This is a genomic window from Streptomyces sp. NPDC047002 (assembly GCF_040704505.1).
Taxonomy (GTDB): Bacteria; Actinomycetota; Actinomycetes; order Streptomycetales; family Streptomycetaceae; genus Streptomyces.
In genome coordinates this window covers 674,953-686,899 of the sequence record NZ_JBEYWC010000001.1, presented here as the reverse complement: position 1 = coordinate 686,899, position 11,947 = coordinate 674,953, and the positions used below count along the sequence as shown (strand labels likewise).

Below are 11,947 nucleotides of genomic sequence, written 5' to 3'. Positions count from 1 at the left end.
TCGGCGCCGTCGGCGGGCCGGTGCTCGCCCTGCTCGCGGTGATCTTCCAGTGGGACATGACGTGGCGGCCCGGTGCGCGGCCGCGCCGCCGCGGCCGCCGTGCCACGCTTCTCAGTGATTGCCATGACGGGTCCCGAAGGGTCTCAGTTGCTCAGGGAGTTGAAGGCGTCCGTCGCGTGCTTGTCGTACGCGGCCGACGAGGAGGCGATGTCCGCACCACCCGCGATCTTCGAGAAGAACTGCTCGTTGTAGCGCTCGGTCTCCAGCGTCGCCTCACCGGGGCTGTTGGGCAGCGCCCTGCTGTTCTTGCTCGCCTCGGAGGCGACGGTGAGCTGCTCGGGCACGCCCGCGGGGGTGAAGTCCGGTGAGATCGGCAGCAGATTGAGCTCGCGCGCCATCTTCTGCTGGAAGGACTTGCCGGTGATGACGCGCAGCCAGTCCTCGGCCGCCTTCTTGTCGGGGCTCGCCGCGGCGATGCCGATGGTCGAGCCGGAGACGATGACCGGCATGGTGCTGCCCGCGGTGTAGCCGGGCATCGCGAAGAAGCCGATGTTCCCCTTCATCCCGGGGTTCTTCTCGACGACGGCGGCCGGTTCCCACGCCTTGACGTACTCCATCGCGGCCTTGCCGTCGGCGAACAGCTGGTCCTGGTCGGGGCTGTCGGTGTTGACGCCCACCGACGACGGGGTGGAGCAGGCGTTCTGGAAGGACTTCCAGGCGGTGAGCCCCGCCCGGTTGGCCGCCGAGCCCATCTCGGCCTTCCAGGTGCCGCCCTGCTGCCGCGCGACCGTGCCGCCCTTGGCGAAGAGGAAGGGCATGCCGTTGAACCAGTACTGGCCCGGCAGGTAGAAGCCGGAGAAGTTCGCGGTGCCCCGGTGGGCCGCGGCCAGCGTGGCGCAGTCCTTCTGCAGGTCGGCGACGGACTTCGGGGGAGTGATGCCCGCGTCGGCGAACATCTTCTTGTTGTACATGACGACCTTGGTGCCGCCGTACAGCGGGACCGCGTACAGCTTGCCCCCGAACTGAGAGGGCCCCGAGAGGCCGGTGAGCCAGCTGTCGGAGCCGGCGAAGGACGCCTTGTCCGCGGTGAGGTCCGCGAGCCCGCCCGAGTAGGTCTGCAGCGGGGTCTGGGTGTTGCCCATCTCCACGATGTCCGGCGGGTTGCCGCCCGCCAGCGCCGTGGTGATCTTGGTGGCGACGCCGTCCCACTGCTGGATCTGGACGTCGACCTTCATGCCGGGGTGCGCCTTCTCGAACTGCGCGTCGACGTCCTTGACCAGCGGGCTGTCGCCGGGGCCGCCCGTCATCATCCACACCGTCAGCCTGTGGTCGGAGGCGGCCTTCTGCGCCCCGCCGCCCCCGCCGCACGCGGTCAGTGTGATCGCGAGGACCGGGAGCGCCGTGAGCGCACACCGTATCCGTGCTCGGTTCATTGTCGTCACCCTTCTGCCATCTGGTCGTCGTGCGTGGTGCGGGGGGTCGCTTGCGGGGTGCTCGAAGGGGCGGTCGGGCAGTCGGCGAGGCGGCGTACGACCAGGTCGCGGTCGACGGCCACGGAAGCGGCGTGCTCGGTGCTGACGCCGAGCGCCGCGTAGAGGCGGCCGAGCGAGGAGGCCATGGAGCCGAGCAGTCCCGCCGAGTCGCCGAGGTCGGACCTGCGCACCACGCTGCGGACGCCGACCGTGTCGGCGACCCGGTCGCTGATCGCGGACAGCCGCTCGGCGCCGAAGGACTCGGAGAAGCCGCCGGTGAGGACCACGGTGCTCGGCTCGTAGGCGAGCGCCACGACCGTGACGAGGTGTGTCAGGGCGCCGTGCACCTCGGCCAGCAGGTCCGCGTACCGCTCCGGCTCGGCGAACAGCGCCTGCGCGGTGGGCACATGGACGCCCCTGCCGCGCGCGTACGCCACCAGGTCGGCGCCGGAGAGCAGGTCGCGCATGCGCAGGTCGCGGCCGGGCAGCGGGAGGCGGCCGAACTCGCCGAGCAGACCTGTCCTGCCGAGCAGGACCCGCCCGTCGAGGGAGACGGCCGAGCCGAGTCCTGTGCCCATGGCGAGCAGGACGGCGGTCTCCCGGTCGGGCAGCGCGCCGTACTGGAGCTCGCCGAGCAGGGCGAGGTTGGAGTCGTTGCCCACGACGGTGGGCACACCGACGCGGGCCGTGACAGCCTCGATGAAGCGGGTGCCGGTGATCTGGCCGAGGTTGTGCGAGGCCACGACCGTGCGCCCGTCGCCCGCCACCACACCGGGCAGGCCGATCGTGACGGTGTGCAGGGGATCGCCGCCGCCGTAGCGGTCGACGAGGTCCGTGACCCGGCCCGCCACCCAGGCGGCGAGCGCGTCCGCGTCCGCGTCGCGCGGGGTGGCGTCCCGGCTCCTGATGACGGCGCGGCCGAGCGCGTCGGCCACCACCACCCGGCAGTTGGTGCCGCCGAGGTCGATTCCGCAGACCAGGGCGGCGCGGTCGTTGAAGCCGACGGACGTCGACTGTCTTCCCGGGCCGTCGCGCAGCACCCGGCGGCCCTCCCTGACGAGGGATTCGGCCATCAGGTCGTCCACGATCCTGAAGACCGTCGCGCGGCTCAGGCCGGTGTCGGCGATCAGCTGCTGGCGGTCGCACTCGCCGCCGGAGAGCAGGGAGGCGAGGACGGCGCTGCGGTTGGAGGTGCGGGGGAGCGAGGTAGTTGCCACAATTCCTCTCATGCTGAGATTAATTCGTGACGGCCACCTTAGCCACGCGGCACCGGCGATCGCCAGACATGTGCATTACGTTCCCGTAAACCTCCGCGCGGCCGGCCGCCGCCGCACCCGGGCGCCGCGACGTAGGCTGGAGCGATGGCTGTGATCGAACTCGCCGACCTCGGCGCGGACTTCACCGAGAACCCGTATCCGCACTACGCCAGGCTGCGCGGCCTCGGCACGGTGCACGAGGTGCGCGGCGGCGACGGCTGGCGGTTCTGGCTGGTCGTCGGGTACGACGAGTGCCGGGCCGCCTTCGGCGACGCCCGGCTGGTCAAGAGCTCGCCCGCGCAGGACGAGGAGGACCGGATCATGGGCCGCCACCTGCTGATCGCGGACCCGCCCGACCACACCAGGCTGCGCCGCCTCGTCTCCCGCGAGTTCACCCCGCGGCGCGTGGCGCAGCTGCGCCCGCGGGTGCAGCAGATCACCGACGGGCTGCTGGACGCGATGCTGCCCGCGGGGCGCGGCGACCTGGTGGACGCCCTCTCCTTCCCGCTGCCCATCACCGTCATCTGCGAGCTGCTCGGCGTGCCCGACAGCGACCGCGACGCGTTCCGCACCTGGTCGGACGAGGTGGTCACCCCGACCGACGCCCAGCTGGCCAGGGACTCCGTGCTCGCCATGCGCGACTACCTGGACGCGCTCATCGCCCGCCGCAGGGACGCGGAGCCGGGCGACGACCTGCTCTCCGCGCTGCTGCGCACGGAGGCGGAGGGCGACGACCGGCTGTCGGCGGCCGAGGTGCGCGCGATGGCGTTCATCCTGCTGGTCGCGGGACACGAGACGACCGTCAACCTGATCACCAACGGCGTGCGCGCGCTGCTCGACCACCCCGACCAGCTCGCGGCTCTGCGCGCCGACCCCGGCCTCCTCGACGGCGCGGTCGAGGAGATGCTCCGCTACGAGGGCCCGGTCGAGAACGCGACCTTCCGCTTCACCCGCGAGCCGGTGGACTACGACGGCACCGGGATCCCCGCGGGCGAGCCGGTGCTCATCGGCCTTGCCTCGGCCGACCGCGACCCCGCGCGGTTCGCCGAGCCCGACACGTTCGACATCCGCAGGACGGCCGAGGGCAGCGCAGGACACCTGGCGTTCGGCCACGGCATCCACTTCTGCCTGGGCGCGCCGCTCGCCAGGCTGGAGGCGAAGGTCGCCATCGGCACCCTGCTCGAACGCGCCCCCGGCCTCGCGCTCGACGAGGCGGCGGCGCGGCCCGAGTGGCTGCCGGGGCTGCTGATCCGCGGCACCCGCCACCTGCCGCTGCGCTGGTAGCGCCGGATCCGGCCGATCGGGCTGACCCGGCTGACTTCGGCTGACGGGACGGGCCCGGCGGACTTCGGCTGCCCGGATGGGCCCGCTGACCCGACAGGCCCGGCGGGCGGGCCGACGGCGGTCAGGCGCTGCCGTGCGGGGCGCGCGGGGCGGGGCGTGGGCCGCGCGGGGCGGGGTACCGGCCGCGCCCCCGCGCGTGGGCGCTACGCCTCGGGGATCTCCGCGAGCGCCACCGGGCGGTGCTCCGCGCGCGAGCGCTCGCACGCCTCGGCGATGCGCAGCGCGTGCAGGGCCTCGCGGGCGTCGCAGGGATTGGCGCGCTCGCCGCGCACCACGTCCACGAACGCGTCGAGCTCCGCCTCGTAGGCCGGGGCGAACCGGTCGAGGAAGCCGGGCCAGGGGTTCTCGCAGCGCGGCGGGCCCTTGGGCTCCGTGGAGGTGATGGGCGTCCTGTCGTCGAGGCCGACCGCGAACTGGTCGTCGGTGCCCGCGAGCTCCATGCGCACGTCGTAGCCCGCGCCGTTGCAGCGGGTCGCGGTCGCCGTGGCGAGCGTGCCGTCGTCCAGGGTGAGCAGTGCGGCCGCCGTGCTGACGTCCCCCGCCTCGCGGAACATCGCGGGGCCCGCGTCCGAGCCCGTCGCGTACACCTCGGTCACCTCGCGGCCCGTCACCCAGCGCAGGATGTCGAAGTCGTGCACCAGGCAGTCGCGGTAGAGACCGCCGGAGAGCGGCAGGTACGCGGCGGGCGGCGGCGCGGGGTCCGACGTGGTGGCGCGCACGGTGTGCAGCCGGCCAAGCGCGCCGCCCGCCACCAGGTCGCGTGCGGCCGCGTACCCCGCGTCGAAGCGGCGCATGAAGCCCAGCTGGAGGACCGTGCCCGCGGCCTCGACCTCGCGGATCGCGCCCAGCGTGCCGGAGAGGTCGAGCGCGATCGGCTTCTCGCAGAACGCGGGCAGGCCCGCCTTGGCGGCCCGCCCGATCAGCTCGGCGTGCGCGGACGTGGCCGACGCGATGACCACCGCGTCCACGCCCCAGCGGAAGACGTCGTCGACGGAGGAGGCGGCCGTGGCCCCCGTACGCTCCGCGACGGCCGCGGCGCGTGCCGCGTCCGTGTCCGCCACGACCAGGGAGCCGACCTCGCGGTGGCGGCTGAGCACGTCCGCGTGGAAACTGCCGATGCGGCCTGTGCCGATGAGTCCGATGCGCATGGCCCCAAGGTGTCGTCAGCCGGTTCGCCCTGTCAAGCATTTGTCCTGACAATCGGACCTGCGGCTTTCCGGGCCGCGGCCCGGGGTCTACGCTCTGCGGCGTGACCGATCAGAGAGGCGCGCCACTCCCGCTCGAAGTGGACCGTACCAGTCCGGTGCCCCTCTACTACCAACTGGCCCAGCAGCTGGAAGCGGCCATCGAGCGCGGGCGGCTCGCCCCCGGCAGCCTCCTCGGCAACGAGATCGAGCTCGCCGGCCGCCTCGGCCTCTCCCGGCCCACGGTCCGCCAGGCCATCCAGTCCCTCGTCGACAAGGGGCTGCTCGTGCGCCGCCGCGGCGTCGGCACCCAGGTCGTGCACAGCCAGGTCAAGCGCCCGCTCGAACTCTCCAGCCTCTACGACGACCTGGAGGCGGCCGGCCAGCGCCCCGCCACGAGGGTGCTGCGCCACACCGTGCGGCCCGCGGCCGCCGAGGTCGCGGCGGCCCTCGGGGTCGCGGAGGGCGCCGACGTGCTGCTCCTCGAACGGCTCCGGTACGCGCACGACGAGCCGATGGCGTACCTGCGCAACCACCTGCCCGCAGGTCTTGTCGACTGCGAGAGCGCCGACCTGGAGTCCACCGGCCTCTACCGGCTGATGCGGGCGGGCGGTACCACGCTGCACAGCGCCCGCCAGAGCGTCGGGGCCCGCCGTGCCAGTGGGGAGGAGGCCGTCCTGCTCGGCGAGGAGACGGGGGCGCCGCTGCTGACCATGGAGCGTGTCACCTTCGACGACACCGGGCGCGCCGTGGAGTTCGGCTCCCATGTCTACCGCGCGTCGCGCTACTCGTTCGAGTTCCAACTCCTGGTCAGGCCCTGACGCTTCCCGTGACGCCTGGCCCCGGCGCACGCAAACGGGAGATGGCCAGGCAAAGTATTGACGGGGCCGCGTACCCCGGCTAAAAAGCAGCGACCACTCGGAAGGGCACACGGTTGTGACAGGTATGCGAACAGGGGTACGACTCAGAGGGCACAGGCGCACCCTCGGGCGGGCCGCGGGCGCGGTGCTCGCCGTCAGCCTCGCGGCCGGCGCGCTCGCCGGGTGCAGCGCCACCGGCGGCAAGCGCGCGGAGGAGCGCGCGGCCGCGGCCGAGGCGGGCGGCCGTTCCGCGGTGAACACGCCGAAGTGGACGTTCGGCATGGTCACCCACTCGGCGGACGGCGACACCTTCTGGGACATCGTCCAGAGCGGCGCGGAGCAGGCCGCGGTGAAGGACAACGTGAAGTTCCTCTACGCCCACAGCGACCAGGCGCAGGACCAGGCCCAGCTCGTTCAGTCGTACATCGACAAGAAGGTCGACGGCCTGATCGTCACGCTGGCCAAGCCGGATGCCATGAAGGCGGTCGTCACCCAGGCCGCCAAGGCGGGCATACCGGTCATCACGGTGAACTCGGGCGCCGAGCAGTCCAAGGCCTTCGGTGCTCTCACCCACATCGGCCAGGACGAGACCACCGCGGGCGAGGCGGTCGGCGAGCAGCTCGACAAGGAGCACCGCAAGAAGGCCCTCTGCGTGATCCACGAGCAGGGCAACGTCGGTCTCGAACAGCGCTGCGCCGGCGCCAAGAAGACCTTCTCCGGGCAGCTCCAGAACCTCTACGTGGACGGCACGAGCACCCCCGACGTGCAGTCCTCCATCGAGGCCAAGCTCCAGGCCGACAGCTCCATCGACTCGGTCGTCACCCTCGGCGCGCCCTTCGCCGACGCCGCGCTGCAGGCCAAGCAGACCGCGGGCAGCAAGGCCGAGATCGACACCTTCGACCTCAACCAGCAGGTCGCGGCCAAGCTCAAGTCGGGCGCCCTCGGCTTCGCCGTCGACCAGCAGCCCTACCTCCAGGGCTACGAGGCCGTCGACCTGCTGTGGCTGTACAAGTACAACGCCGACGTACTCGGCGGTGGCAAGCCGGTGCTCACCGGACCGCAGATCGTGACGGAGAAGGACGCGTCCGCCCTGGAGGCCTACGCGAAGCGGGGCACGCGATGACCGCGACCGCCCCCTCCGTGCGGCCCCCTGGCGGCGACGAGCGGCTGCTGCGCACCTCGCCGCTGCGCAAGCTGATGGGACGGCCCGAGCTCGGCTCCGTCGTCGGCGCGATCGCCGTCTTCCTGTTCTTCGCGTTCGTCGCCGACTCCTTCCTGCGCGCGTCCAGCCTCGCCACCGTGCTGTACGCGGCGTCCACCATCGGCATCATGGCCGTGCCGGTCTCGCTGCTGATGATCGGCGGCGAGTTCGACCTCTCCGCCGGTGTGATGGTGACCAGCTCGGCGCTGATCTCCTCCATGTTCAGCTACCAGATGACGGCGAACGTCTGGGTGGGCGTCGGGGTCTCCCTGCTGGTCACCGTGGGGCTCGGCGCGTTCAACGGCTTCATGCTCACCGTGACGAAACTGCCCAGCTTCATCATCACGCTCGGCACGTTCCTCATGCTCACCGGTCTGAACCTCGGTTTCACCAAGCTCATCGACGGCACCGTCTCCACCAAGACCATCGGCGACATGTGGGGCTTCTCCTCGGCGCACCAGGTCTTCGCCGCCACCTGGACGGTCGGCGGCATGGACCTCAAGGTCACCATCCTGTGGTGGCTCGTGATGGTCGCCGTCGCCACCTGGATCCTGCTGCGCACCCGCTTCGGGAACTGGATCTTCGCCGCGGGCGGCAACGCCGACATGGCGCGCGCCGTCGGAGTGCCCGTCAAGCGCACCAAGATCCTGCTGTACATGGGCGTCGGCTTCGGCGCCTGGGTCACCGGGCAGAACCTGCTGTTCTCGTTCGACGCCGTGCAGTCGGGCGAGGGCGTGGGCAACGAGCTGATCTACATCATCGCCGCCGTCATCGGCGGCTGCCTGATCACCGGCGGCTACGGCTCGGCGGTCGGCTCGGCCGTCGGCGCCCTCATCTTCGGCATGACCAACAAGGGCATCGTCTTCGCCGAGTGGAACCCCGACTGGTTCAAGTTCTTCGTCGGAGCGATGCTGCTGCTCGCGACCCTGCTCAACGCGTGGGTCCGCAGGCGCGCTGAGGAGTCACGGTCATGATCGAGCCGCCCGAGGACGTCACCCCCGCGCGCTCCGCGCGCACCGACGGGCGCACCCCGCTCGTCGAGCTGGACGGCGTCAGCAAGTACTACGGCAACATCCGGGCGCTCGAAGGCGTCTCGCTCGAGGTCCACCCCGGCGAGATCACCTGCGTGCTCGGCGACAACGGCGCGGGCAAGTCCACCCTCATCAAGATCATCGCGGGGCTGCACCGGCACGACGGCGGTTCCCTGCTCATCGAGGGCGAGCCCACCGCGCTCGCCTCGCCGCGCGAGGCGCTCGACCGCGGCATCGCCACCGTCTACCAGGACCTCGCCGTCGTCGCGCTGATGCCCGTATGGCGCAACTTCTTCCTCGGCTCCGAGCCCACCAGGGGCCGCGGACCGCTGCGCAGGCTCGACGTCGACCTGATGCGCGAGACCACCCGTGCCGAGCTGCTGCGGATGGGCATCGACCTGCGCGACGTCGACCAGCCCATCGGCACGCTCTCCGGCGGCGAGCGGCAGTGCGTCGCCATCGCGCGCGCCGTGTACTTCGGCGCCAAGGTCCTCGTGCTGGACGAGCCGACCGCGGCGCTCGGCGTCAAGCAGTCGGGCGTGGTGCTCAAGTACGTGGCGGCCGCGCGCGACCAGGGCCTCGGCGTGGTCCTGATCACCCACAACCCGCACCACGCCTACCTCGTCGGCGACCGCTTCGTGCTGCTCAAGCGCGGCGCCATGGCGGGCAGCCACACCAAGGAGGAGATCGGCCTCGACGAACTGATCCGGCAGATGGCGGGCGGCTCCGAGCTGGAGGAACTCAGCCACGAGCTGGAGCGCGCCCCCGTGCCCGGCACCCTGGGCGGCCCGCCGGCGGACGGCAGGTAAACGCCGCACACGCGGCCCCTACACGCCAGATGGCACAATCGCCGGTGGCGGGCGCCGTCCGCCGCGCTGCCCGCCACCGGGCAGGGCCCCGACCCCGCAGGGACGACACGACTCGTGCGAGCATCCAGGCCACGGCCCGGCCGCCGGCACCCCCACCACGCCGCGCGCCGGGAAGCGACCGCCCCGCCGCCCCCGACCCCGACGGCGGGGGGAGCGGCCCTGTGAGCACGTACCGCGACCTCGCCCACCGCTCCACCGCGAGAGCCACCGTGCTGCGCACGGTCGGCACCCGCGAGCGCCGCTCCCACCTCAGCGCCCCCCGCGTACCGACCGTCGGCATCGACATCGGCGGTACGAAGGTGATGGCAGGGGTGGTCGACGCGGACGGCAACATCCTGGAGCACCTGCGCACGGAGACCCCCGACAAGTCCAAGAGCCCCAAGGTCGTCGAGGACACCATCGTCGAACTGGTCCTCGACCTCTCCGACCGGCACGACGTGCACGCCGTGGGGATCGGCGCGGCGGGCTGGGTGGACGCCGACCGCTCCCGGGTGCTGTTCGCGCCGCATCTCGCCTGGCGCGACGAGCCGCTGCGCGACGCGCTCGCCGCCCGCCTCGCCGTCCCCGTCATGGTCGACAACGACGCCAACACGGCGGCCTGGGCGGAGTGGCGCTTCGGCGCGGGGCGCGGCGAGGACCACCTCGTCATGATCACGCTGGGCACCGGCATCGGCGGCGCCATCCTGGAGGACGGCCGCGTCAAGCGCGGCAAGTACGGGGTGGCGGGCGAGTTCGGCCATATGCAGGTCGTGCCGGGCGGCCACCGCTGCCCCTGCGGCAACCGCGGCTGCTGGGAGCAGTACAGCTCGGGCAACGCGCTGGTGCGCGAGGCCAGGGAGCTGGCCGCCGCCGACTCGCCCGTCGCGTACAACATCATCGAGCGCGTCAAGGGCAACGTCCACGAGATCACAGGACCGCTGATCACCGAGCTGGCCCGCGAGGGCGACGCGATGTGCATCGAGCTGTTCCAGGACATCGGCCAGTGGCTCGGCGTCGGCATCGCCAACCTCGCGGCCGCCCTCGACCCCTCCTGCTTCGCCATCGGCGGCGGCGTCAGCGCCGCCGACGACCTGCTCATCGGGCCCGCGCGGGACGCCTTCCGCCGCCAGCTCACCGGCCGCGGCTACCGGCCGGAGGCCCGTATCGTGAAGGCGCAGCTCGGCCCGGAGGCGGGCATGGTCGGCGCCGCCGACCTGGCGCGCCTGGTCGCGCGCCGCTTCCGGCGCGCCAACCGCCGCCGCGCCGAGCGGCACGAGCGCTACGAGCGCTACGCCCAGGCCATCAGGAACACCCGCACGATCCCCTCGGAGCAGGAGCAGGAACCGCCGTCATGACCCCGCCGTCCGAGCCCCCCGCGGCCGCGCCGTCCCTCCAGGACGGCGGCAGGCCGCCGGAGGACCGCCGCCACCGCAACCGCAGGCGCTTTCTGACCCTCGTGGTGATCGTGCTGCTCGTCGGCGTGCCCGCGGGCTATCTGGCGATCGCCGCGGAGCAGAGCAGGGACAGCGGCCGCAAGAGCGAGGCGGAGGCCGCGGCGACCGGCCTCCAGCCGATAAGGCCCGCGGGGTTCCGCAAGCGGATCTACGACCTGCCGATCCCCGCGGGCGCCACGAAGGTGCGCTACTACGAGACGAACAACTGGAAGAACAGCCGCCTGTACACGCAGTTCGACGTGACATCGGGCCGGCTCGACACCTTCCTCGACCAGATGGGCACCGACCGCTCGGCCCTGCGCCCCGGCGCCGTGACCATCTCGGCCCGTGACCAGAAGATCGCCACGTGGGACTTCTCGGTCCCCGACCACCTGTGGGCGGGGCTCGTGCTGAAGCAGAAGCAGCCCCTGCCCACCGTGGACGTGGTCGTGGACCTGTCGGACCCCGCGGTGCCCCGCGTCTACGCGGTGTCCACGGCCAAGCCGTAGCCAGGACCAGGCAGCTTCCGGGGTGTTTCGTCAGCGGGTGGTGAGCGACCTGACCTCTGCTTCGTAGAGGACCGAGGGGTCCAGGCCCATGCCGGTGAAGTGGCCGGCGAGTTCGAGCGACAGGACGCCGTGCAGCCGGGTCCAGCACAGCAGGGCGCGGCGCAGCCTGGCCGGCGGGTCCGCAGGGTCGGGCGCCCAGGTCCTGTGGTGCGCGAGGTGCTCGTCGAGGCCGGCCGCCGCGGCGTCGGGCGCGTCCTCGGCGGTACAGGCGGCCAGCAGCACGGACATGATCTCCGCGGCGATCAGGGTGGTGTCCTCGGGGGCGCGGTAGCCGGGCACGGGCGTGCCGTAGACCAGGAAGTACCGGTGCGGGTCCGCCAGGGCCCAGTCCCGCAGGGCCTGCGCGAGCCCGGGCAGGCCCCCGTCGGCCGCCGCGCGGTCGTGGAAGGTGTCGGCGAGGCTGCGGTAGGCGTCCGTGACCAGCTCGGTGATGAGCGCGTCCCGGCTGGCGAAGTACCGGTAGAGGGCGGGGCCGCTCATGCCCATCCGCTTGGAGATGGCGTTGAGGGAGAGCGCCGAGGCACCTGCTGTCGCGATCTGCTCGCGCGCGTGCTCCTTGATCTCCTCCCTGACCTGGGCGCGGTAGCGCTCCCGTGGACTGCTCGTGTCCGCTGCGGCCACGTCCGCCTCCTTTCCCGATGTCTGCACCATTCCGTTAGAAGGTATCACTCTTCTTCTTGACTCTCACGGGCGCTTCAGTTATAACTTCTAACGAACGCGATAGTGTCCCGGCCGCCCGGCCCCCGGCG

Annotated in this window: 11 protein-coding genes; 7 read left to right on the top strand and 4 right to left on the bottom strand. The window is 72.2% G+C overall.

The window, feature by feature from the left end; translation table 11 throughout:
- Nucleotides 1–143: 143 nt before the first annotated feature.
- Both AB0910_RS03035 and AB0910_RS03030 read right to left on the bottom strand, forming a co-directional pair.
- The gene (locus AB0910_RS03035; RefSeq protein ID WP_366742711.1) at nt 144–1,433 is read right to left on the bottom strand and encodes an extracellular solute-binding protein; all 1,290 of its coding nucleotides are present in this window, start codon (nt 1,431–1,433) and stop codon (nt 144–146) included.
- Nucleotides 1,434–1,438: 5 nt separating this feature from the next.
- Nucleotides 1,439–2,689, bottom strand: coding sequence for an ROK family protein (locus tag AB0910_RS03030; RefSeq protein WP_366742710.1), 1,251 nt, complete (start codon nt 2,687–2,689; stop codon nt 1,439–1,441).
- 144 nt (nt 2,690–2,833) lie between these two features.
- Between AB0910_RS03030 and AB0910_RS03025 the strand changes: the two genes are divergently transcribed.
- Nucleotides 2,834–4,012: a cytochrome P450 gene (locus AB0910_RS03025; RefSeq protein ID WP_366742709.1), complete on the top strand. Its 1,179-nt coding sequence runs from the start codon at nt 2,834–2,836 to the stop codon at nt 4,010–4,012.
- A 203-nt stretch (nt 4,013–4,215) separates the two neighbouring features.
- Here the strand turns inward: AB0910_RS03025 and AB0910_RS03020 are convergent, their stop codons facing one another.
- Nucleotides 4,216–5,220, bottom strand: a complete 1,005-nt coding sequence (locus tag AB0910_RS03020; RefSeq protein ID WP_366742708.1) for a Gfo/Idh/MocA family oxidoreductase — start codon at nt 5,218–5,220, stop codon at nt 4,216–4,218.
- A 137-nt stretch (nt 5,221–5,357) separates the two neighbouring features.
- On the opposite strand from AB0910_RS03020, the gene AB0910_RS03015 reads away from it, so the two are divergent.
- From AB0910_RS03015 to AB0910_RS02990, 6 genes are all read left to right on the top strand, one after another.
- Nucleotides 5,358–6,077 carry a GntR family transcriptional regulator gene (locus AB0910_RS03015; RefSeq protein ID WP_366742750.1) on the top strand — a complete coding sequence of 240 codons (720 nt, stop codon included), beginning with the start codon at nt 5,358–5,360 and terminating at the stop codon, nt 6,075–6,077.
- 124 nt (nt 6,078–6,201) lie between these two features.
- Entirely contained in the window at nt 6,202–7,239 is a 1,038-nt protein-coding gene (locus AB0910_RS03010) for a sugar ABC transporter substrate-binding protein (protein WP_366742707.1), read from the top strand.
- Nucleotides 7,236–8,291 carry an ABC transporter permease gene (locus AB0910_RS03005; RefSeq protein WP_366742706.1) on the top strand — a complete coding sequence of 352 codons (1,056 nt, stop codon included), beginning with the start codon at nt 7,236–7,238 and terminating at the stop codon, nt 8,289–8,291. Before AB0910_RS03010 ends, AB0910_RS03005 begins: the two co-directional genes overlap by 4 nt.
- Complete coding sequence (locus AB0910_RS03000) at nt 8,288–9,157, top strand: ATP-binding cassette domain-containing protein (protein ID WP_366742705.1); 870 nt, start codon at nt 8,288–8,290, stop codon at nt 9,155–9,157. The genes AB0910_RS03005 and AB0910_RS03000 overlap by 4 nt, the downstream gene beginning before the upstream one ends.
- Before the next feature lie 221 nt (nt 9,158–9,378).
- On the top strand, nt 9,379–10,551 hold the full coding sequence (locus AB0910_RS02995; protein ID WP_366742704.1) for an ROK family glucokinase: 1,173 nt from the start codon (nt 9,379–9,381) through the stop codon (nt 10,549–10,551).
- Complete coding sequence (locus AB0910_RS02990) at nt 10,548–11,138, top strand: hypothetical protein (protein ID WP_366742703.1); 591 nt, start codon at nt 10,548–10,550, stop codon at nt 11,136–11,138. Before AB0910_RS02995 ends, AB0910_RS02990 begins: the two co-directional genes overlap by 4 nt.
- Before the next feature lie 30 nt (nt 11,139–11,168).
- Here the strand turns inward: AB0910_RS02990 and AB0910_RS02985 are convergent, their stop codons facing one another.
- Nucleotides 11,169–11,819, bottom strand: coding sequence for a TetR/AcrR family transcriptional regulator (locus AB0910_RS02985; RefSeq protein WP_366742702.1), 651 nt, complete (start codon nt 11,817–11,819; stop codon nt 11,169–11,171).
- Between the last annotated feature and the right edge of the window lie 128 nt (nt 11,820–11,947).

Coding starts and splice junctions, on each gene's coding strand:
- AB0910_RS03035 (WP_366742711.1), bottom strand. CDS start 1,433: ATGAACCGAGCACGGATACGGTGTGCGCTCACGGCGCTCCCGGTCCTC.
- AB0910_RS03025 (WP_366742709.1), top strand. CDS start 2,834: ATGGCTGTGATCGAACTCGCCGACCTCGGCGCGGACTTCACCGAGAAC.
- AB0910_RS03020 (WP_366742708.1), bottom strand. CDS start 5,220: ATGCGCATCGGACTCATCGGCACAGGCCGCATCGGCAGTTTCCACGCG.
- AB0910_RS03010 (WP_366742707.1), top strand. CDS start 6,202: ATGCGAACAGGGGTACGACTCAGAGGGCACAGGCGCACCCTCGGGCGG.
- AB0910_RS03005 (WP_366742706.1), top strand. CDS start 7,236: ATGACCGCGACCGCCCCCTCCGTGCGGCCCCCTGGCGGCGACGAGCGG.
- AB0910_RS03000 (WP_366742705.1), top strand. CDS start 8,288: ATGATCGAGCCGCCCGAGGACGTCACCCCCGCGCGCTCCGCGCGCACC.
- AB0910_RS02990 (WP_366742703.1), top strand. CDS start 10,548: ATGACCCCGCCGTCCGAGCCCCCCGCGGCCGCGCCGTCCCTCCAGGAC.